19 protein-coding genes are annotated in these 17,212 nt (G+C 72.7%); 5 read left to right on the top strand and 14 right to left on the bottom strand.

Features of this window, described 5'->3' with window-relative positions; genetic code table 11:
• Window positions 1–243: 243 nt before the first annotated feature.
• The 5 genes from ABH926_RS04970 to ABH926_RS04990 all read right to left on the bottom strand — a co-directional run bounded on the left by ABH926_RS04970 (window position 244) and on the right by ABH926_RS04990 (window position 4,476).
• On the bottom strand, window positions 244–621 hold the full coding sequence (locus ABH926_RS04970) for a VOC family protein (protein WP_370364133.1): 378 nt from the start codon (window positions 619–621) through the stop codon (window positions 244–246).
• Window positions 622–828: 207 nt separating this feature from the next.
• Entirely contained in the window at window positions 829–1,536 is a 708-nt protein-coding gene (locus tag ABH926_RS04975) for a VOC family protein (protein WP_370364134.1), read from the bottom strand.
• Window positions 1,537–1,544: 8 nt separating this feature from the next.
• A complete protein-coding gene (locus ABH926_RS04980; RefSeq protein WP_370364135.1) occupies window positions 1,545–3,176 on the bottom strand; it encodes an RNB domain-containing ribonuclease in 1,632 nt (543 codons plus the stop codon).
• A 153-nt stretch (window positions 3,177–3,329) separates the two neighbouring features.
• On the bottom strand, window positions 3,330–4,238 hold the full coding sequence (locus tag ABH926_RS04985) for a PadR family transcriptional regulator (protein WP_370364136.1): 909 nt from the start codon (window positions 4,236–4,238) through the stop codon (window positions 3,330–3,332).
• A gap of 19 nt (window positions 4,239–4,257) precedes the next feature.
• Window positions 4,258–4,476 (bottom strand): hypothetical protein, encoded by a 219-nt coding sequence (locus tag ABH926_RS04990; protein WP_370364137.1) that lies wholly within the window; start codon window positions 4,474–4,476, stop codon window positions 4,258–4,260.
• 190 nt (window positions 4,477–4,666) lie between these two features.
• Between ABH926_RS04990 and yaaA the strand changes: the two genes are divergently transcribed.
• Window positions 4,667–5,476 carry a peroxide stress protein YaaA gene (gene yaaA / locus ABH926_RS04995; RefSeq protein WP_370364138.1) on the top strand — a complete coding sequence of 270 codons (810 nt, stop codon included), beginning with the start codon at window positions 4,667–4,669 and terminating at the stop codon, window positions 5,474–5,476.
• On the opposite strand, the gene ABH926_RS05000 is transcribed toward yaaA, so the two are convergent.
• The 4 genes from ABH926_RS05000 to ABH926_RS05015 form a co-directional block, all read right to left on the bottom strand.
• On the bottom strand, window positions 5,477–6,106 hold the full coding sequence (locus ABH926_RS05000; protein ID WP_370364139.1) for a hypothetical protein: 630 nt from the start codon (window positions 6,104–6,106) through the stop codon (window positions 5,477–5,479).
• 67 nt (window positions 6,107–6,173) lie between these two features.
• A complete protein-coding gene (locus ABH926_RS05005; protein ID WP_370364140.1) occupies window positions 6,174–7,424 on the bottom strand; it encodes a bifunctional RNase H/acid phosphatase in 1,251 nt (416 codons plus the stop codon).
• Between the two features lie 29 nt (window positions 7,425–7,453).
• Window positions 7,454–8,191, bottom strand: coding sequence for a zinc ribbon domain-containing protein (locus ABH926_RS05010; protein WP_370364563.1), 738 nt, complete (start codon window positions 8,189–8,191; stop codon window positions 7,454–7,456).
• Between the two features lie 48 nt (window positions 8,192–8,239).
• Complete coding sequence (locus ABH926_RS05015; RefSeq protein WP_370364141.1) at window positions 8,240–9,100, bottom strand: Nif3-like dinuclear metal center hexameric protein; 861 nt, start codon at window positions 9,098–9,100, stop codon at window positions 8,240–8,242.
• A gap of 127 nt (window positions 9,101–9,227) precedes the next feature.
• Between ABH926_RS05015 and ABH926_RS05020 the strand changes: the two genes are divergently transcribed.
• The gene (locus ABH926_RS05020) at window positions 9,228–10,151 is read left to right on the top strand and encodes an NADP-dependent oxidoreductase (protein ID WP_370364142.1); all 924 of its coding nucleotides are present in this window, start codon (window positions 9,228–9,230) and stop codon (window positions 10,149–10,151) included.
• A 48-nt stretch (window positions 10,152–10,199) separates the two neighbouring features.
• Here ABH926_RS05020 and ABH926_RS05025 read toward each other — a convergent pair whose 3' ends face one another.
• The 5 genes from ABH926_RS05025 to ABH926_RS05045 all read right to left on the bottom strand — a co-directional run bounded on the left by ABH926_RS05025 (window position 10,200) and on the right by ABH926_RS05045 (window position 14,436).
• Entirely contained in the window at window positions 10,200–10,694 is a 495-nt protein-coding gene (locus tag ABH926_RS05025) for an isochorismatase family protein (RefSeq protein WP_370364143.1), read from the bottom strand.
• A gap of 109 nt (window positions 10,695–10,803) precedes the next feature.
• Complete coding sequence (locus tag ABH926_RS05030; RefSeq protein WP_370364144.1) at window positions 10,804–11,469, bottom strand: zinc ribbon domain-containing protein; 666 nt, start codon at window positions 11,467–11,469, stop codon at window positions 10,804–10,806.
• A 46-nt stretch (window positions 11,470–11,515) separates the two neighbouring features.
• A complete protein-coding gene (locus ABH926_RS05035; protein ID WP_370364145.1) occupies window positions 11,516–12,421 on the bottom strand; it encodes a 3-oxoacyl-ACP reductase in 906 nt (301 codons plus the stop codon).
• 44 nt (window positions 12,422–12,465) lie between these two features.
• Window positions 12,466–13,545 (bottom strand): Zn-dependent alcohol dehydrogenase, encoded by a 1,080-nt coding sequence (locus ABH926_RS05040; RefSeq protein WP_370364146.1) that lies wholly within the window; start codon window positions 13,543–13,545, stop codon window positions 12,466–12,468.
• Window positions 13,546–13,578: 33 nt separating this feature from the next.
• Window positions 13,579–14,436, bottom strand: coding sequence for a MaoC/PaaZ C-terminal domain-containing protein (locus tag ABH926_RS05045; RefSeq protein ID WP_370364147.1), 858 nt, complete (start codon window positions 14,434–14,436; stop codon window positions 13,579–13,581).
• Window positions 14,437–14,551: 115 nt separating this feature from the next.
• On the opposite strand from ABH926_RS05045, the gene ABH926_RS05050 reads away from it, so the two are divergent.
• The 3 genes from ABH926_RS05050 to ABH926_RS05060 all read left to right on the top strand — a co-directional run bounded on the left by ABH926_RS05050 (window position 14,552) and on the right by ABH926_RS05060 (window position 17,208).
• Window positions 14,552–15,340, top strand: a complete 789-nt coding sequence (locus tag ABH926_RS05050) for a hypothetical protein (protein WP_370364148.1) — start codon at window positions 14,552–14,554, stop codon at window positions 15,338–15,340.
• Window positions 15,341–15,453: 113 nt separating this feature from the next.
• Window positions 15,454–16,443 carry a hypothetical protein gene (locus ABH926_RS05055; RefSeq protein WP_370364149.1) on the top strand — a complete coding sequence of 330 codons (990 nt, stop codon included), beginning with the start codon at window positions 15,454–15,456 and terminating at the stop codon, window positions 16,441–16,443.
• Between the two features lie 132 nt (window positions 16,444–16,575).
• Window positions 16,576–17,208 carry a hypothetical protein gene (locus ABH926_RS05060; protein ID WP_370364150.1) on the top strand — a complete coding sequence of 211 codons (633 nt, stop codon included), beginning with the start codon at window positions 16,576–16,578 and terminating at the stop codon, window positions 17,206–17,208.
• Window positions 17,209–17,212 lie beyond the last annotated feature (4 nt).

The raw sequence follows: 17,212 nt of genomic DNA on the forward strand, positions 1-17,212 counted from the left end.
CGCCTGTACGCCCCCACCAGCAGAACGTCGACCGTGCGTGCGAACCAGTCGACCGGCGGCCCCTGCACGATCTCGGTCAGCGCGTTCCGCAGCCTGGGGTCGACATCGACCTGGGCGGAGGCTAGCAACTCCCGCCTTCGCCCAACTGCCGCCTAGAGGCCGGCGATCGGGGAACCCACGCGCCGGCCGGCGAGGAAGAACTGCAGGACCTGCTCATGGACCAGATCGTGCGCGAAGCTCCGGCTACTCGCGCTCTGCCCTGCTGCGCTCGACGCAGAACTCGTTGCCCTCGGGGTCGTTCAGGACCGCCCAGCCGGTACCATCCGGCTTCCGAAAGTCCGCCGCCAACGTCGCGCCGAGGACGAGAAGCCGCTCAACCTCCTCATCACGCGTACGGTCCTGCGGCTGAAGATCCATGTGAACACGGTTCTTCACAGCCTTCGATTCCGGAACCTGAATGAACAGCAAGTTGGCGTTGCCCTCAGGTGCGATGACCGAGACCTCGCCGTCACCCGGCTGGTCGTCGACGTGAACCGTGGACCCGAAGACCTGCGCCCAGAAGGACGCAAGCGCGTACGGGTCGGAGCAGTCGAACGTGACGTGGCGCACGAGAGAAGTCATGGTCGGGATTCTTCCGGGGCACCGGAGGGTTGGGCAACACAGAATCCGGACCCGCTCTGACCTGGCAGGACGGTATGTAGAATCTCGCTTACCCCGAGGGGAACGCCTTCTGCGTGGAGCGCAGCGCGGCCGAGAGAGAGGCGCAGGCGGCGAGCTGAAGGCCGGGGACGAGCCGCGGACGGGGCGATACCGCAGCTCATGCCCTCGCTAGTCCGGCTGCCGCCCCTGCCACGTCGTGATGCACACCTCGTTGCCCTCCGGATCGGCGAGCACCCAGAACGCCGGCGCCTCGTCGTCGTACGTCAGCCGGCCGCCGGCCGCCAGGGCCGCGGCGATGCGGCGCTGGGCCTCGTCGTGCGGGACGCAGATGTCGAAGTGGATGCGGTTGCGCTGGGGACGGGGCGCGTCCATCTGCTGGAACCAGATCGCCGGGCCCTGGCGCTGCGGGTCGACCAGGGCGTCCGTCGGGCCGGCGGGCAGGGTCTCGTCCTCGTAGGCGAAGACCGCCTTCCAGAAGGGCCGCACCGCCGGGATGTCCAGCGCGTCCACCGCGATCTCCACCAGCTGCGGTGCCCGGGACGCCTGGCCGCCGACGTCCGCCGACGTCTCCAGCCCGAGCTCGCGCACCGCCAGCGAGACGCGGCCCGCGAGCGTCGTGTCCAGGTCCGTCGCCGCGGCGGCGTCCAGCGACTGGAGCACCAGCACGACCTTGGCGGCCCGCACGTCGCCCCACAGGTGGCGGTCGGCGTCCGGGCCGCAGGCCTCGACGGCCTTGGCCATGACCGTGCTCGCCTGCGCCAGCGAGGTCACGGTGACCGCCGTGCGCAGCGTGCCCAGCAGGTAGCGCCAGCCGATCGCCTCGACGGCTTCGGAGGCCTCGCGCATCCGCAGGACTCGTTCGGGCTCGGCCGCCATGGTGCTCCTCAGTTCTTGTCGGTGCTGGTGCGGGTGTTCTTGTCGGTGCTGGTGCGGGTGTTCTTGTCAGCGTTCTTGTCAGAGTTGTTCGCGGGGCTCTCAGTGCTCTTAGCCGCTGCGGCGCCGCCGCCGTTGCCATTGCCGTTGTTCTTCACCGGCCGGTCCCGCACCGTGTACCGCGGATCCGTGGCCTCGAACAGTATCCGCCGGGTCGCGACGTCGGCCTCGGCCAGCCGCACCCGCGTCTCCTGCCCCAGCGGCAGGTCGTGGCCGTCGCAGCGGGCCCGCACCGCCGGTTGTGTCAGCTGCACGATCCCGACGTCCGGCTTGCCGTTGTGGTCCCAGTCGATGCGCTCGTTCAGGTCGATGACCACCGCGTCGAACTCCTCGCCGACCCGGTCCTTCAGCAGCACCGTCTCGACCAGGTCCACGCACTCGCGGTCGACCGCCGAGCCGCGGCGATCCGCCCCCTCCATCACCGCCGGCAGCTTCGGCAGCTCCGAGCGGGCCCAGTCCGGGACCTCCGCGCCGGCGCACAGGGCCACGCACACCTCGCCGGCGTAGCGGTCGGCCAGGCGGCGCAGGGGTGCCGTGACGTGCGCGTAGGTCGTGGCCAGGGCCGAGTGCCCGGCCTGCTCCGGCACGCCGCCGTCGAACGCGGTGTATCCCGCGCCGCGCATCAGGGTCGTGGTCTCCTGCAGGAACGCCGCGTGCGCCGGGACCGCCGGGTCCAGCTTGCGGATCAGGTCGCTGTAGCTGACGCCCTCCTGCCACCGGATCTTCAGGGCGCGGGCCACGCGGTGCAGGCGGTGGTAGGCGAACTCCGGTGGGTCGGGCATGGTGCGCAGCAGGCCGATGCCGCCGTAGATCATCAGCTCGGCGGCGGCCATGCCGGTCAGCAGCGAGATCTGGGCGTTCCAGTTCTCCACCGGCAGCGGCGTGCGGTACTCCAGCGACCAGCTGTCGTTGTCGGCGACCACGACCTGCGCCGGCACGCTCAGGCTTATCCCGCCGCGCTCGGCCTCGCGGTCCTGGCGCAGGTTCCCGATCTCGCGCAGCAGCTCCAGGACCGGCTCGGCCTTCCCGGCGTCCAGGGCGGCCTGGGTGTCCTGGTAGTTCAGCTTGGCGCGGCTGCGCACCCGGGCCCGGCGGACCTCGACGTCCGTGCTGTCGCCGGAGGAGTCCAGGTCGATCTGCCACAGCAGGGCCGGGCACTCCTGGCCCGGCAGCAGCGAGGCCGCGCCCTCGGACAGGATCTCCGGGTGCAGCGGCACGCGCATGTCCGGCATGTAGTACGTCTCGCCGCGCCGGTGCGTCTCCAGGTCGAGCATGCTGCCGGGGGTGACGAACGCCGCGACGTCGGCGATCGCGTAGTGCACCCGGTAGCCGCCGCCCGCGCGCCGTTCCAGGTGCATGGCCTGGTCCAGGTCCATCGACTCCGCCGGGTCCAGGGTGACCAGCGGGAGGCCGGTGGCGTCCTCGGCGGGCATCCGCGGCGCCTTCGCGGCCGCCTCGGCCTCGGCCAGCGCCTGCTCCGGATAGGGTCCGGGAAGCTGGAGCTCGGTACGGATGGCGTCGAACCCCGCGCGCAGGTCGGCGGCCGGGACGGCGGCCTCGACGGTGAGGACTCTTTGCGGCATGCCAGCACCTTATGGGGTGCCGCCCCGCCGGTGCACGCGTCCTGCGATCATCGTCACGCCCGCGTCGGCGCGGCGGATCCGGGCGTGGCGTGCGCTTTCGCCGCCGCGCCCGGCCGCCGCCGGCTACGGGTTTCCCCGCCCGGCGCCGGTGCGTCAGTCCTCTGAGGAGTCCCCGGCCAGGATCCGGTACAGCGCCTGCCTGGCGCCGACCAGCACCCGCGAGGCCTCGGACCGCTGGCTGTCGGTGCCGACCTGGATCACCTGCATGTAGGCCATCGCCAGCTGGGCGATGACGTCGCGAATCTTGACCGCCTCCTCCGAGGGGCCCTCGTCCTCCTCCATGCCCTCCCACGGCGGGGTCCACTTGGCGCGGTTCTCCCGCACGTAGGTCTTGCCCTGTTCGGTCAGCGCGAACATCTTGCGCCCCTCCCCCTCGGTGGTCTGGACGATGCCCTCGTCCTCAAGCTGCTGCAGCGCCGGGTAGATGGAGCCGGAGCTGGGCTTCCACTGCCCGTTGGTGCGCTGCTCGATCTCCTGCATCAGCTGGTAGCCGTTGGCCGGCCCCTCGTCGAGCAGGATCAGGATCGTTATGCGCACGTCGCCGCGTCCGGCGCGGCCGCGCCCGCCGTGCCGGCGCCGCCCGGCCGGGCCGCCCGGCGGCGGCCCGAACATCGCGCCGAGCCCGCCTAGGACGTCGAACGGGGTGAAGGTGCCGCCGGCGCCCGGGATCGGCGGCAGCGGGCCGCCGGGGGGCATCGGGGGCATGGGCGGCAGCGGCGGTCCGCCCGGAGTGGACCAGTAGCCACCGCCGCGTCCGCCGCGGCGCGGGCCCCGGCGGTCTTCGCGGTGCTCGTCGCGCTCGTCGTGGCGCCGCCCCCGGGTCTCGCTCTCGCGCTCCCGGGCCTCCTGGTGGAGCCGGGCCTTCAGCTCCCGCTCGCGCTCGGCCGCCTCCTCGCGGAGGCGCTGGCTCTGCTCCTTGAGCGCCTCAAGCTGCTCGCGCAGCTGCTCCTCGGTGCTGTTCTCGTCCTGCTCGCCGGCCATCGCCGCCTCCAGTTCACTCACCGGCGACTGTCGTCGCCTCTCAACGATATGACGAATCCTGTCCCGGTGCGGCGACCGGGAGCAGCGGCAGGTACCGGAGCCGGTCCCGCTCCCCGCGGTCGGCGTACCGGCGCGCCCGCTGCCGCTCACGCAGGCGGATCTCCAGCTCGATCTCCTTGGCGCCCCGGGTCCGGCGCTCGGTGCGCCGCCACCGGCAGGACGCGCCGAGCCGCTGTTCGGACGGCTGTTCCTCGACCATCTCGGCCTCCCCATCGACGAAACGACTTCCGAAGGTGTTCTTCGATAGCTCAACGATATATCGCTAACTGTCACTCCGCAAGCCCCGGCCGGACAAGAGCCCGCCGGGGAAGCCCGCCGCGGGCCACCACAAGCCGTCAGAAGCCCACCGGAAGCCGCCGCGAGCCCGCCGATGCGCCAGAATGATCGCCGTGCTGATCCTGCTCCCGCCCTCCGAAGGCAAGGCCCCCGACGGCGACGGCCCCGCGGTCGACCTGGCCGCGCTGGCCTTCCCCCAGCTCGCCAAGACCCGCAAAGCCCTGATGGCCGAGCTGGCCCGGGTGGCCAAGGGCCGCGAGGCGGCGGCGCTGGAGGTGCTGGGCCTGTCGCCGAACCAGGCCGGCGAGCTGGCCGCCGACCGGCAGCTGGCCACGGCCCCGACGCTGCCGGCCGCCGACCGGTACACCGGCGTCCTCTACGACGCGCTGGACCTGCCCGGCCTGCGCCGCGAGGACCCGGCGGCGTTCGCGCGCGCCGAGGAGCGGGTGCTGACGTTCTCCGGGCTGTGGGGCGTGGTGCGGCCCGGCGACGCGATCCCGGCGTATCGCTGCTCCGGCGGCGTGACGCTGCCGAAGGCCGGGCCGGTGGCCAGGCTCTGGCGCGCCGCGCTCACCCCGGCACTGGCCCCGGCGGTCGCCACGGGGCTGGTGGTGGACCTGCGCTCGTCGATGTACGCGGGGATGTGGAAGGCGCCGGCCACGGCCGCCGAGCGCACCGCGACCGTGCGGGTGCTGCACGAGCGGATCGTGGACGGCGTGGCCAAGCGCAGCGTGGTGAGCCACTTCAACAAGGCGACGAAGGGCCGGCTGGCCCGGGCCCTGCTGGTCGGGGATGTCGTGGTCGACACCCCGAAGGAACTCGCCGAGGCGTTGCAGGACCTGGGGCTGCGCACCGAGACCGCGGCGCCGGCCAGGCCGGGGACGGCGTGGACGATCGACGTGGTGGTCGACTCAGTGGCCTGATCAGCCGGACGAGCTGCTGGTGGTGGCGGTGCTGGTGGCCGTGCTGCTGCCGCCGGCGCTGCTGCCGCCCCCGCCGCACAGAGTGGCCAGCGGCTTGGAGGCGTCCAGGGCCTTGCCCAGATCAGCGTCCGAAGACTCGTGGTTGGCGATGTCGTGGCCGACGGTCTGGTAGTCGGTGCCGACCGTCTTCAGCGTCGCCTTCAGGTCGGCGTTGTCGGTCTTGGCGTCCTGGGTCCGCAGGGCGGTGCCGGCGTTGCGGTAGTCCAGGGAGCTGCGCGAGGTCGAGTCCTTGTCCGTGGCCAGCTTGTCCTTCAGCGTCGCCAGCACGTCGCGCACGTTGCCGCAGACGGTGTGGTCGACGTCCGAGGGCGCCGGGGTGCTGGGGGCCGCCGACGTGGACGACGGCGCGGCGGTGCTCAGGGTGGTGCTGGAGGAGACCGCCGAAGGTGTCGGGGTCGAGGACAGCGGGCTGCTGGCGGCGGCGTTCTTCGGCTTGACGGTGACCGAGCAGCCGGCGAGCGCCGCGACCACGGCCACGGTCACCGCCGTGGCCCGGACGACACCGACCCGTCCCGCGGTTGTTCCGTCCCCGTTCTCCTGTGCCGCGCGCCGCGGGCCCATCCGTTCCATGACGCCGGAGTCTATCCACGATCACCGCCACGCGAGGCAGGCCCGGCAAGATCGGTCCGGCCCGGCCTCAACCGGCCAGATGCGCGGTGTCGTTGAACAGGCGCATCGAACTGCGGCCGTCGGCATAACACGTGACGACCGACAGCGAAGCCGGTGAGAGTTCCATGGCGTACAAGGACTCCGGCGGAGCACCGAGCGCGTCGCGGATCAGGGTTTTGATGGGGGTGACGTGCGAGACGACCAGGACGGTGCGCCGCGCGTGCCGGGCCAGCAGGGCGTCGCGCGCGGCCAGCACGCGGTCGGTGACGGCGTCGAAGGACTCTCCGCCCGGCGGCGCGACGGCGGTGGAGGCCAGCCACGCGCGGTGCTCGGCGGGCCAGCGCTCGCGGACCTCGGCGAAGCTGTGGCCGTCCCAGAGCCCGAAGTCGGTCTCCCGGAAGCCGGGGTCGGTCTCGACCGGCAGGCCGAGCGCGTCGGCAACGGCCTGCGCGGTCTGGACGGTGCGCTGCAGCGGCGAGGCGACGATGGCGTCGATGCCGCCGCGTGCGGCCAGGCGGCGGGCGACGGCGGCGGCCTGGAGCAGGCCGGTGTCGGCGAGTTCGGGGTCGCCGGCGCCGGAGAAGCGCCGCTCGGCGGTGAGCGGGGTGGCGCCGTGGCGCAGGAGCAGGAGGGTGGTCGGCGGGCCCATGTCGGGGGCCGGGGACCAGCTGGGTTGGTGGTGCGTCGCCGATCCGGTGCTCGACCGGCCGCCGGAAGCCGACTCGCCTCCGGAAACCGAGCCCCCGCCGGAACCCGAGCCGCCTCCAGAAGCCGACTCTCCACCTGAAGCCGAGCTGCCTGCGACCTCTCTGGCCGCCCGGGTGACCGCGATCAGCGTCTGCGCCTCGGCCACCTTCGCCGCGGCCGCCGCCGGATCGTCCAGCGCCAGGTTCGCCAGCGCGTCAGCCCGCTTGTTCTCCGCGCGCGGCACCCACGTGTAGCGCACCGCGCCGGCACGCGGGAACGCCGTGCGCGCCTGCACCGCGAGCGGCCTGATGTCGGGGTGCTTGATCTGCCACACCCCGCTCATCTGCTGGACCGCGAGCTTGGAGTCCATGCGCACCTCGACCTCGGCGCCGGGGTCCAGGGCGTAGGCGGCGCGCAGGCCGGCGATCAGGCCGCGGTACTCCGCGACGTTGTTGGTCACCACGCCGAGGCCCTCGGCGAGTTCGGCCAGGACCTCGCCGGTGGCGGCGTCGGCGACCAGGGCGCCGTACGAGGCCGGCCCGGGGTTGCCGCGGGAGGCGCCGTCGGCCTCGACGATGAGCGTGTGCACCATGATCGCTGTGCCGGTCCGCCGGTCCGGGCCTAGATGCCCGAGTCCGGGACGCGCACCAGGATGCTGCCGCAGGAGTCGTGGCGCAAGACCTGGTCGGCCGCGGCCGCCTTGATGGCGTTGACCTCGCTGATGTCCAGCTCCAGGCGGCAGCCGTCGCAGCGGCGCTGGCGGATGGCCGCGGCGCCCACGCCGTTGTCGGAGCGGATGCGCTCGTAGAGCGCCAGCAGGTCCTCCGGGATGACGCCGGCGGTGGTGGCGCGCTCGGCGGTGACGGCCGTGACGTCCCGGTCGATCTCCTCGGAGGCCTTGGCCAGGGCCGCGCCCACCTCGTCGCGGCGGGCCTGGGCCTCGTCGCGCTGCACGGTCATCTCCGCGACCCGGGTCTGGGCCGTCTCACGGCGCTCCATGACCTCCAGGACCACGTCCTCCAGGTCGGACTGGCGCCGGGCCAGGGTCTGCAACTCGTGCTGGATGTTCTCCAGGTCCTTGGCCGAGCCGCGGCCGGACTCCAGCATCTGCCGGTCCCGGGTGGCGCGGTTCACCACCTGCTCGACGTCGGCCTCGGCCTTCTTCTGCTCGCGCGCCACGTCGCCCTCTGCGGTCTCGGCGGCGACCAGGACGTCGCGCAGGTCCGCCAGGCGCCGGTCCACCTTCTCGGCCTCGGCCAGCTCCGGCAGGGTGCGCCGCTTGTGCGCCAGCTGCGCCAGGCGCACGTCCAGGCCGTGCAGGTCCAACAGACGGAGCTGGTCGGCGGGGTTCGCGTTCAGGGCAGTGCCTCTCTCTTGACTTGTCTTCACGCTCCGGACGACGGCCGGCTAAGAGCCTGCCGACAGGTGCGCGGTCCACGGATCGGTGACCAGCGTGGAGACGTACGTCTCCACGTTAGTACCGGCGGCGCCCAGCGTGGAACGCAGCGTCTGAGCAGCGTGGTCCAACCACGGCCACTCGCTGGCCCAGTGCGCCACGTCCACCAGCGCTGGTCCCCCGGCCTCCAGCGCCTCGGAGGCCGGGTGGTGCCTCAGGTCGGCGGTGACGTAGGCGTCGGCCCCGGAGGCACGCACGGCGCCGAAAAGCGAGTCCCCCGCTCCGCCGCATACCGCCACCCGGCGCACCGGACGGTCCGGATCCCCGGCCACCCGCACCCCGCCGGCGGTGGCCGGCAGCGCGGCCGCCACCCGCGCGGCGAAGGCGCTCAGCGGCTCGGCCTCGGCCAGCTCGCCGACCCGGCCGATGCCCAGCTCCGGGTTCGACGCGCGCGGCTCCAGGGGCCGCAGCTCGTGCAGTTCCAGGGCCCGGGCCAGGGCGTCGGAGACGCCGGGGTCGGCGGAGTCGGCGTTGGTGTGCGCGGTGAACAGCGCGGTGCCGCCGCGGATGAGCCGGTGGACCAGGCGGCCCTTGAAAGTCGTCGCCGGGACGCCGTGGACGCCGCGCAGGAACAGCGGGTGGTGGGTGACCAGCAGGTCGGCACCGCGCTCCAGGGCCTCGTCGATCACCGCGGCCACCGGGTCCACGGCGAAGGCGACGGTGCTGACCGGTTCGTCCGGGTCGCCGCACACCAGCCCGACCGCGTCCCACGGCTCGGCCCAGGAGGGGTCGTACACCCGCTCCAGGATCGCGACGACCTCACGGAGGGTCGGCGCGGCGGTTTCCACGTCGGTGGCGGCGGGTTGCGGCATGCCCAGTAGGTTACCGGGCCGCGCAGTACTTGATCCGAACCCGCCCGTTTGACCGACTCGGCTCGCGAAGCCGCGCCTCAGGCCGCAGATTCGTCTCAAGCTGCGAGGAGACCAGGGAGGCACCAGGATGCGCGCGGTCGGTGTGAAGGACTACGGGGCCACGCCCGAACTGCTCGAGGTGGCCAAGCCGGCCGCCGGACCGGGACAGGTCCTGGTGCGGGTCGAGGCCGCCGGGGTGAACCCGGTGGACACGATCATCGCCTCCGGCCGCTTCGGCCGCCCGCCGCTTCCGCTGGTGATGGGCGTGGACTTCGCCGGCCGGGTGGAGGCCGTCGGTAAGGGCGTCACCCGCTACGCGGTCGGCGACCCGGTCTTCGGCCGCGCCGCCGGCACCTACGCCCAATATGTGGCCGTCGACGAGAACGGCCCGCTGAGCCCGGCCCCGGACGCCCTGGAGCTCAAGACCGCCGCCGCGCTGCCGACCGCCGGGCTGACCGCGCTGGGCATCCTGGACGCCGCCCGGGTCCGGGGCGGCGAGAGCCTGCTGCTGATCGGCGCGGCCGGCGGCGTGGGCACCTTCCTGACCCAGCTGGCCTCGGCCCGCGACGCCCGGGTGCTGGCGGTGACCCGGGGCGATGAGAGCGTGCGGCTGGGCCTGTCCGGCGCGGCGGTCACCATCGACGCCACCGCCGAGGACGTCGCCGGCCGCGTCCGGGGCGAGGAGTATCCCGAGGGCGTGGACGTGCTGGTGGACCTGGTGTCGAAGGACCCGGAGGCGTTCGAGGCGAACAAGAAGCTGGTCCACGACGGCGGCGTCGCGGTCAGCACCCGCGGCGCGACGCGCGAGCACGGCACGGTGCAGTCCGGCGTGGAGGAGATCGCCTTCGGCGTGAAGCCCAGCGCCGAACTGCTGGCGGCCCTGGCCGAGCTGGTCGACGCCGGCACGCTGCGGGTGTTCGTGGAGGAGGAGGTGCCGCTGGAGCAGGCGCCGCAGGCCGTGGCCCGGATCCAACATGGCGGGGCGCGTGGGAAGACGATCATCAAGCCCTGAGGGCTTCGGCCCCGAGCGGTTCCCTTGCGCGATTCCTTACGCGTTTCCTTACTGCTGAAGATAATCCGCGCTCGTCACGACCTCCCCGAAGCGCGGCAGCACCACCCGCACCGCGACCTCGTGCTCCTCGGCGGTCGGCGCGGCCATCGCGTCCTCGACGAACACGAGCTCGTAGTCCAGGTCGGAGGCGACGCGCGCCGTGGACTCCACGCCCATGGTGGTCATCAGGCCGCCGAAGACCAGGGTGGTGGCGCCGAGCTCCTTCAGGCGGGCGTCCAGGTCGGTGGTGGCGAACGCCCCGATGCTGCGCTTGACCACGGTCACGTCGCCGGGCCGCACCAGGCCCTCGGCGAAGCCGCTGCCGGGCGGCTGCTCGGCCACGTTCGGCCGGTCGACGCGGATCAGCACGACCGGCCGGCCGGCGGCGCGGAACGCTTCGGCCAGACGCAGGGACCGGTCGAGGATCTCGGGTCCGGTGTGCGGGGCCACCGGCAGCTCGAGCAGGCGCGGCATGAGGTCGACGAGGACGAGGGCTGTGGTCACGCGCAGACCTTAGACGCCCTCTCGCGACTGTGCGCGGCTATGTACGCCCCAGCTCGAGGCGGCCGCCGGGCTGCGAGACTTCCCCGCCCGGCGGCTCGCCCGAGAACATCTACCGCGGCTGGCCGCACTCCGGGCAGAACTTCGCGTTCATCCCCACTTCCGAACCACACCCGCCGCACGTCCCCGGCGCGCCCTGCTTCACCCCGCACTCGGGGCAGAACTTCGCCCCGTGCGTCTCGTGTCCACAGGCGTGGCACACCAGCTGCTTCTGCGTCGTGACGTCCACCTCGGCGGCCATGCTTGCGCCGACCTCGCGGGCCTTCGTGGTGGCCGCGTCGACCAGGCCGTGGGTGCGTGCCGACTCGACCTCGGCGGCCAGGTCCGGCGCGCAGTTCGTGCACAGGCCCCGGTCCGGGCTGTAGCAGCGCACGCAGACGTAGGAAGTACAGCGGCCGCAGCGGTTGAAGTGCTTCTCGGCGGCGACGATCGCCTCCTTGAACGAGGCGTCGCGCGCCTTGTGCCAGCCGCTCTCCACCAGGCCGTCGACGCCGTTGGCGACGTCCCAGCCGATCGAGGACGTGGCGCCGTGCGCCATGTTCGCGGCCCGGCGGATCCAGCCGGCGGCGCGGGCCGCCTTGTACGGCTCGAAGCCGCTGCGCCAGGTGTCGCTGCAGCGCTGGCAGTAGAACTCGAACTCGAATCCGGCGTCGTTGCCGTACTGGTTCGAATAGTCCCGATGGTTGTTGCTGAACCACAACGTGTCTGTGTCGGCCATTGCCCGAACCCCCAAGTGATAAGGCCTAGGGAGCACAGGATAGAACTCAATGGCGACGCATCGACAACACGTCCGTGGCACTGAAATTCTCACCGGGCTTCTTCGCCTCGAAGTACGGACCGAGCGCGTCTTCGAGCTCGCCGACAGTGAACGTCTCCTGGGCGGAGTCCCAGCGTTCTTCGACGACCGGACGCTGCATCAGCAGCACCATGCCGCCGTGCACGACGAACACCTGGCCGTTGACCTTGTCGGCGGCCGGGGAGGCGAGGTAGGCGACCAGCGGGGCGACGTGCTCGACGGCCAGCGGGTCCATGCCCTCGGCCGGGGGTTCGAAGCCGGCGAAGACCTCCTCGGTCATCTTGGTGCGGGCCCGCGGGCAGATCGCGTTGGCCCGCACGCCGTAGCGCGCGCAGCCGTTGGCGGTGGCGGTGGTCAGGCCGACGATCGCGGCCTTGGCCGCGGCGTAGTTCGCCTGGCCCGCGGCGCCGGCGAGGAAGGCCTCGGAGGAGGTGTTCACGATGCGGCCGAAGACCGGGCCGCCGGCGGCCTTGGACGCCTCGCGCCAGTGCGCGGTGGCGTGCCGGGTCAGTGCGAAGTGGCCTTTGGCGTGCACCCGCAGGACGTCGTCCCATTCCTGCTCCGACATGGAGAACACCATGCGGTCGCGCAGGATCCCGGCGTTGTTGACGACGATGTCCAGCGAGCCGAAGGTGTCGACAGCCAGCCGGGTCAGGGATTCGGCGTAGGCGAAGTCGGAGACGTCGCCGGCGGAGGCGGCGGCCTGGCCGCCGGCTTTGGCGATGTCCGCGGCGGTCTGCTCGGCGATGGCCGGGTCGTGGTCGTTGACCACGACCGCGGCGCCCTGACGGGCCAGCTCCAGGGCTTCGGCGCGGCCGAGTCCGCGGCCGGCGCCGGTGACGATCGCTGCGCGGCCCGTGAGGGAGGTGCTCATGTCAGATCTCCATTTCGGACACAGATCTCTATTTCGGGCACAGATCAGACCTCGATGATCGTCCGGATCGCGGCGCCGGTGCGCAGCAGCTCCAGGGCCTGGTTGATGTCGTCGAGCTTGAGCCGGGCGGTGATCATGCCCTCAAGGTCCAGCCGGCCGGCGCGCCACAGCGCGATCAGCCGGCCGTACTCCTGGCGCGGGTCGGCGCCGCCGTAGTAGGAACCGAGGATCTTCTTGTTGTCGAAGAAGAGCTGGAACATGTTGAAGTCGACGGTGTCGTCCATCTTTCCCGCGCCGACCACGGTGACGGTGCCGCCGCGGCGGGTCAGGCCGTAGGCCTGCTTCACCAGCGCGGAGCGGCCGACGACTTCGAAGACGTAGTCGAACCCGGCTTTGCCGGTCACCTCGGCCTTGGCGGCGTCGGCGTCCTCGGGGCTGACGGCCCTGGTGGCTCCGAAGCGCAGCGCGGCTTCGTGCTTGCTCTGGACCGGGTCGATGGCGACGATCTCGGCGGCCCCGGCGATCCGCGCGCCCTGGATCACGCTGATGCCGACGCCGCCGGCGCCGATCACCGCGACCGAGGAGCCCGGCGTGACCTGCGCGGTGTTGACCACGGCGCCGACGCCGGTGGTGACGCCGCAGCCGATCAGGGCCGCGATCTCGAACGGCACGTCGTCCGGGATCTTCACCGCGCACTGCCAGGGCACGACCATCTCCTCGGCGAAGGTGCCGTTGCCGGCGAAGCCGTAGACGTCGGCGCCGTCCACCTTGAAGTGCGGCGTCATGGTCATGCCGAAGAAGATGTTCACGCACAGGTTCCCCTGGCCGCCGCGACAGAACGAGCACTGGCCGCACGGCGGGTTCCAGCACACGATGACGTGGTCGCCGACCGCCACCTGGTCCACGCCGGCGCCGACCGCGACGACCTCCCCCGCGCCCTCGTGGCCGGGCACGAAGGGCGCCGGCTGCGGCAGCACGCCGGTCATCGCCGACAGGTCCGAGTGGCACAGGCCGGTGGCGCGCAGGCGGATGCGCACCTCGCCGGCGCCGGGGTCGGCGAGGGTGACGTCGTCACGGACCTGGAGGGTCTCGGAGCCGATCTCGAACAGGACTGCTGCGCGCATGAGGGGGTTCCTTCGCCTAGCTCTGGTATTCACCTAGCTCTTGTAGGTGAGCACGGTGTTGGCCAGCACCACCGCGTCGTCGCGGTCGGCCGAGGTGGACACCACGTCCACCCGCCCCGCGCCGTCGTCCCACATCTTCACGCGCATCGTTTCACCCGGGAAGAAGATCCCGGCGAAGCGCGTGGAGTACTCCGTCACGCGCGTCACGTCGCCGGACAGGACCGTGTCGACCACGGCCTTGCAGGTGATGCCGTAGGAGCACAGGCCGTGCAGGATCGGCCGGTCGAAGCCGGCCATCGCGGCGAACCCGGGGTCGGCGTGCAACGGGTTCCAGTCGCCGGACAGCCGGTAGATGAGCGCCAGCTGCTCCAGGGTCTTGACCTCGACGGCGTGGTCCGGCTCGCGCTCGGGCGTGCTGTCCACGGTCGAGGCGCCGCGCTCGCCGCCGAACCCGCCCTCGCCGCGCACGAAGATCTGCGAGTGGTTGGTCCAGATGGGGCCCTCGTCGTCGGCGATCACGCTCTCGGTGCGGATGACCGCGGCCTTGCCCTTGTCCCAGATGTCGGTGACGCGCGCGGTCGCGACCGCCTCCCCGGCGGCCGGGATGGCACGGTGCACGGTGATCGACTGACCGCCGTGCAGCACGTTGACCAGCTGGATGTCGATGCCGGGGTTGGCGAACAGGGAGAAGCCCAGCGCGCCGCCGGCCACCACCGCGAAGGACGGCAGGACCTTCAGGTCCTTCTCGTAGACGTAGGCCAGCTCGCCCGGATCGGTCGCCGGGACGCCCGCGCCCAGGCCCAGGTGGTAGAGCTGGACGTCCTTGGGGGTCCAGGCCAGCTCGATGCTGGTGGCCGGGGCGGCCAGGGCCTTCTCGGGGTCGATGGGCATGCGCCGGTCCCTTCGGTGGGTCGAGCTGATCGTGCAGCACTGTCCCGGGCAAACTAGAACACGTTACTGTCGGATGCAATGGCCGGGGCCACCGACGGATGGGGAGAGACTCCGCATGACCGAAGCGGTATCGAAAGGCGACGTCAGGCGCGCCTGGCTCGACGAGGACGAGGCGAACCTGTCGGCGGCTCGCGTGGCCAAGCACCGGCTGGTCGAGCAGGTGCGGCGGCTGGTGGACGCGGCGTTCCAGGTGGACTGCGGGGACGCCGGGTATGAGCCGGCCGACTCCCGCTCCGACTCCGGCGCCGGCTCCGACGCCGGCTCCGACGCCGGAAGCGACGCGGCAGATGAGGCTGACACCGACCGCGCGGCGCGTTTCATGGCCCTGGCCGCCGAGGCCGAGTCCCTGGCCGACCGCATCAGCGCGCTGCCGCGCATCCCGCGCGCCGAGGCCGACGGTGTGAACGCCAGCCTGGCCCGCCGCCACGACACCCTGCTGGTGGAGCGCTCGACCATCAACGGCCGCGGCAACCCGCTGGCGCCGCCGGTGCGCATGTGGGCCGACGGCGACGTGATCCGGGGCGAGGCGTACTTCACGGCGCCGCACGAGGGGCCGGCCGGGCGCGTACACGGGGCCTGGGTAGCGGCGTGCTTCGACGAGATCCTCGGCTGCGCGCAGGGGGCCTCGGGAGCGTTCGGCTACACCGGGACCCTGACGATCACGCTGCGGCGGGCGACACCGCTGTACACGAAGATCACCTACGAGGCCGGATTCTCCCACCGCGAGGGCCGCAAGATCCACGGCTGGGGCCGCTGCTACGCCGAAGGACGGCTGACCGCCGAGGCCACGGGCGTCTTCGTGATCCCGGCGTCGGGCCGGATCGGGCACGGGACGCGGCAGTAGGCGCGCCGGGCGCGGCGCCGGACGCCCCGGCCTGCGTAAAAGTACGTAATTTGATACTTCTGTTTGAGTAAAGTCAGGCGCCCGCAGCGCCCGGCCCCGGTAGCGTGCCGCTCATGCTTCACGATCTCCTGGCCGCACCCCCGACCCGGTGGCGGACGGACTGGTCCACCGACGGCGAGTCCCCCACCGGGCACTGGGACTGGGTCGTGGCCATGGCGACGGCGCGGGTGGACGGCCGGCTCATCGCCCTCAGCGGCGGCTCGGACCAGGCGGTGCGGGCCTGGGACGCGGCGACCGGCCAGGCCCTGGGCGAGGCGGTCACCGGCCACTGGGGCACGGCCCTGACCACCACGGTCCTGGACGGCCGGCCCCTGGTGCTGAGCAGCGGCACCGACATGACGGTCCGGGTCTGGGACCTGGCCGCCGGCCGACCCCGCGGCGAACCGCTGAGCGGCTTCGAGGACAAGGTGGAGGCGATCGCCACCACGACCGTGAACGGCCGCCCGGTCGCCGTCACCGCCACCGGCGGCGCCCTGGGCCTGGCCGAACCCGCGGTGCAGGTCTGGGACCTGACGACCCGCCGCCCCGCCGGCGCGCCCCTGGCCGGCCACACCGACGCGGTATGCGCGGTGGCCACGGCCACGGTGCACGGAAAGCCGGTCGCGGTGACCGCGGGCAACGACGCGACGATCCGTATCTGGGACCTGACGACGCACCGCCCGCTCGGCGCCCCGCTGACCGGCCACACCGACGCCGTCTGGGCCATCGCGACCGCCGACCTCGGCGGCCGCCCGATCGCGGTGACCAGCAGCGACGACGCCACGCTGCGGATGTGGGACCTGACCGCCGGCCGCGCCCTCGGCGCACCGCTCACCGGCCACAGCGCGGGAGTGGAGACGGTGACCACGACGACCCTGGACGGCCGCCCGGTGGCGGTGTCGGGGAGCTGGGACCAGACGGTGCGGGTGTGGGACCTGGCCTCCGGCCGCCAGGTCGGGCCGGAACTGACGTTCCCGGCGCAGGTGCAGGCGCTGACGGCGACGCCGGACGGGCGGCTGCTGGTGGGGTACGACCGGGGCGTGGCGGCGCTGTCGGTGGCGTGAAGGTCGGTGGCGTGAAGGTCGGTGGCGTGAAGGTCGGCGGCATGAAGTTCGGCGGCGTAAAGTTCGGCGGCATGAAGGCACATACCTGACCTGTTCAGACCACTTGTCGGAGTGCCGCGATAGCCTCAAGCCGTGAATACGACAGCGGTCACCGCCGCCGACGTCCGGCACGCCGTGGCGCTCGCCGCCGACGTCCTGCTGACCGCCGTCGACCAGGACTGGCACGTCCCGGCCGGCACCCTGGGCTGGGACTGCTGGGAGACCGTCGAGCACATGGCCGACGACCTGTTCGCCTACGCCGCGCAGCTCGGCCCGCGCGAGCCGCCGCGGAACACGCACGTCCCCTTCGCCTGGCAGCGCAAGCGGGAGGGCGGCCCGGCCGTCACCACGTTCGCCGATCCCGAAGCCGGCAACGCGGGCCTGGTCCAGATGTTCGAGGCCTGCGGTGCGTTCCTGGCCGCGATGGTCGCGACCGCGCCGCCGGAGACCCGCGCCCACCATGCGATGGGGCTGGCCGATCCGGAGGGCTTCGCCGCGATGGGCGTCGTCGAGGTCGTGGTCCACATGTACGACGTCGCCGCCGGCCTGCACATCGGCTGGACGCCGCCGCAGGACCTCTGCGACCGGGTGCTGTACCGGCTCTTCCCCGAGGCGCCGGCCGGCACCGAGCGGTGGCCCACCCTGCTGTGGGCCACCGGGCGCGGCGAGATCCCGGGCCGCGAGCGCCTCACGCGCTGGCGGTGGTACGCCGCGCCGCGGGCGTGAGCTG

The sequence above is a fragment of the Catenulispora sp. GP43 genome, from assembly GCF_041260665.1.
GTDB lineage: Bacteria > Actinomycetota > Actinomycetes > Streptomycetales > Catenulisporaceae > Catenulispora.